General features: G+C 70.8%; 3 protein-coding genes. All 3 read left to right on the top strand.

Annotated features, from left to right (window positions below; all coding sequences use genetic code 11):
- A partial coding sequence (locus tag HY703_10700) for a ComEC/Rec2 family competence protein (protein MBI4545655.1) occupies window positions 1-1,870 on the top strand: 1,870 nt, incomplete at its 5' end.
- Between the two features lie 130 nt (window positions 1,871-2,000).
- Window positions 2,001-2,339: a DUF4157 domain-containing protein gene (locus HY703_10695; GenBank protein MBI4545654.1), complete on the top strand. Its 339-nt coding sequence runs from the start codon at window positions 2,001-2,003 to the stop codon at window positions 2,337-2,339.
- Window positions 2,340-2,388: 49 nt separating this feature from the next.
- On the top strand, window positions 2,389-3,105 hold a 717-nt coding region (locus HY703_10690), incomplete at its 3' end, for a fructose-1,6-bisphosphatase (GenBank protein ID MBI4545653.1).

Here is a 3,105-nt window from a genome sequence, read left to right as displayed (position 1 = left end):
GGGGGGGCGGGGCGGGCGGGGCGGGCGGGGGGGCGGGCATCACCCGCTGCTTGGCGCGCGGGGTGCGGCGCAGGAGCGGCTGCAGCGCCTGTACGGAAAGCGCGCAGCACTGGCGGAGGCGCTGCTGCTGGCGCAGCGGGATGGGTTGGACGCCGCGGTTTGGGAGCGCTTCGCCGATTCCGGGCTGATCCACCTGCTGGCCATTTCCGGGCTGCACGTCGGCCTGGTTGCGACTTCCCTGCTGCTGGTGTGCAGCCTGCTGCGGCTGGCGCCCGGTCTGAGCGCCGGGGCGGCGGCGCTGGTCACGGTGGCGTACGTGCTCTTTCTGGGAGCGCCCTACGCCGCGGCGCGCGCGGCCCTGCAGGTTCTCCTGCTGCTCGGCGCGCGGCTGCTGCAGCGGCCCGCGCATCCCGTGGGCCTTCTGGCAACGGCCGCGCTGGTGCTGCTGGCCATCGAGCCGCTGGCGGCGCTGGATGCCGGGTTTCAGCTCTCGTTTGCGGGGACAGCGGGGATCATCGTGCTGCGGCGCCGACTGCTGGTGCTGCCCTGGCTGCCCGGGCCGGCGGCGCTGCGCGACGCTCTGGCCACCAGCCTGGCCGCGACCCTGGCCACGGCGCCGCTCAGCGTGCTGCACTTTGGCCGCCTGGCACCGGTGGGCGTGCTGGCCAGCCTTGCCGCCATTCCGCTGGTCGCGCTGGCGGTGCCGGCCCTGGCCCTGGCGCTCGCCGCTAGCTGGCTGCTCTGGCCGGCCGCCGAGTTCCTGGCGAACGGCGGCGGCCTGCTGCTCGCGGCACTGGATGCGGCGGCGCGCTGGGGCGCGTGGTTGCCTGCGGGGCATCTGGCCGTGCCGCGCGACCTGGTGGCCGCCTGGTTCTGCGCGGCGCTGCTCGCCTGCATCTTTGCTGCGCAACTGGCCGCTCCCAGCGCCCCCGCAGCCGGGACGCCGGAGCCGCGCGTTGGCGCTGCAGGCGTCACCAGCCGAACCCGGGTGCGGCCGTGGGTGCGGCGGCTGGCGGCCGGCGGCGCCGCCGTGGCGTTCCTCCTGGCCTGGCCGTTGGCCGTGCGGCGGCTGGGCGCCGGCGAGCTGCAGATCCACGTCATCGACGTGGGGCAGGGAGACGCGCTCGCCCTGCGCTCGCCGGCGGGACGCTGGCTGCTGGTGGACGCGGGGCCGCGCAGCGACACGTATGACGCGGGCCGTGCCCGGGTGGTGCCGTTCTTGCTCCGCCACGGCGTGCGGCGGCTCGAGGCGCTGATCCTGACCCACCCCGACGCAGACCATATCGGTGGGTCCGAGGCGGTGCTGAACACGCTGCCTGTGGGCCTGGTCGTGGATCCGGGCGCGGCCGCGGGGAAGCCACTCTATCTGCTGGTCCTGCAGGAGGCGCGCCGGGAAGGGATCCGCTGGGTGCCCGCGCGAGCGGGGCGGGAACTCCGGTTTGACGGACTGGTGATCGAATTCCTGCACCCGCAGCCGGCGTCGCTTGACGGGAAGGAAGCCACGAACGAATCTTCCGTCGTGTTCCGGCTGGCCTACGGCCGATTCACGGCGCTGTTCCTGGGCGATGCGCCGGCAGCGGTCGAGCGGGAGCTGGCCGTACGGCACGGCGGCAGACTGCGCGTCGATGTCCTGAAAGTGGGGCATCACGGGAGCGGCACCTCCTCGTCCGAGGAGCTGCTGGCCGCGGCCACCCCGCGGCTGGCCCTGATCTCGGTAGGGCGGCACAATCGCTACGGCCACCCGCATCCGGAGGTCTTGCGGCGGCTGGCCGGCCGGCGGGTGCGTGTGTTGCGCACAGACTGGCATGGCGAAGTGACCGTGCGAGCGCGCGCCTCGGGGGAGCTCGAATTCGAGACCGCGCGTTCCTGAGTGGTCGAGTTCGTAAGTACGGCCACGCAACGCAGCCAGCGGGGATGGATCGGCGGCCGAATGCGGGCGTATTTGCGGATTCGACCACTAAGCCGGGCGCTCGACCCAGGAGGAGAGCATCGTCAACCAGGTGCTGCGCGCGTCGCCACGCGAAGAGGCGGAGGCGCGGGAGGAATTGCCGACGGGCGTAGCCTTGCGGCGTGGCCGGTCGATTCCGACATTGGCAGGCCTCTTGTCCGGCATGCGTGCGCCCGCAGCGGCGGTCACGCTGGGCCGCACCATCGTCATCCACCCCGCGGTCCCGCTCACCGTGCGCCTGATCCGCCACGAGCTGGCACACGTGCGCCAGTGGCAGCAGCGGCCCTTCACGTTTCCGCTGCTCTATCTGTGGAATCACCTGAGGCACGGTTATACTGCCAATCCGTTCGAAGTCGAAGCGCGCAGGGCAGAGGCGGGTGAGGGCGGCTGAAGGAGCCGCTCGAGCCCAGACGTCACGATCTACCCGGAGGTGACGAGTGATGCGGAGCTCTGTGATAACGATCGAACGCTTCATCATCGAGCAGGAGCGGAAGTTCCCGGAGGCGACGGGCGCATTCAGCAACATCCTGTACGAGATCGCGCTGGCGGCCAAGCTGATCGTGCGGGAAGTGAGCAAGGCGGGCCTGGTGGATATCCTGGGCTCGACGGAAGCCACCAATATTCACGGCGAGACGGTGAAGAAGCTGGACGTCTATGCGCACGAAGTGATCTTCAAGGCGCTGGACCACGGCGGCCACCTGTGCTGCATGGCCTCGGAGGAGTCAGAGGAGATCCTGCCCATCCCGGAGCAGTTCCCCACCGGGCGCTACGCACTGCTCTATGACCCGCTGGACGGCTCCTCGAACATCGAGGCCAACGTCTCGATCGGCACCATCTTCTCGATTCATCGCAAGATCTCGGACGCGGCGCGGGGCACGCCCGAGGACTGCCTGCAGCCCGGCAACCGGCAGGTTGCCTCGGGCTACATCATCTACGGTCCCTCGACCATGCTGGTGTACACGACTGGCAACGGGGTGCACGGCTTCACACTGGACCCCTCCATCGGCGAGTTCCTGCTCAGCCATCCGCACATCCGGATCCCGGTGCCGGGCGAGCGCATCTACAGCGTGAATGAGGGGAACTACGGGCGCTGGTCCGAGGCACAGCGGGCGCTGGTGGACCACCTCAAGGCGGTGGACGGGAAGAACGCGAAGCCC

It is taken from the genome of Gemmatimonadota bacterium (assembly GCA_016209965.1).
Taxonomy (GTDB): Bacteria; Gemmatimonadota; Gemmatimonadetes; order Longimicrobiales; family RSA9; genus JACQVE01.
Note: the sequence above shows the minus strand (reverse complement) of the source record. Positions and strands in the feature narration are given on the sequence as shown.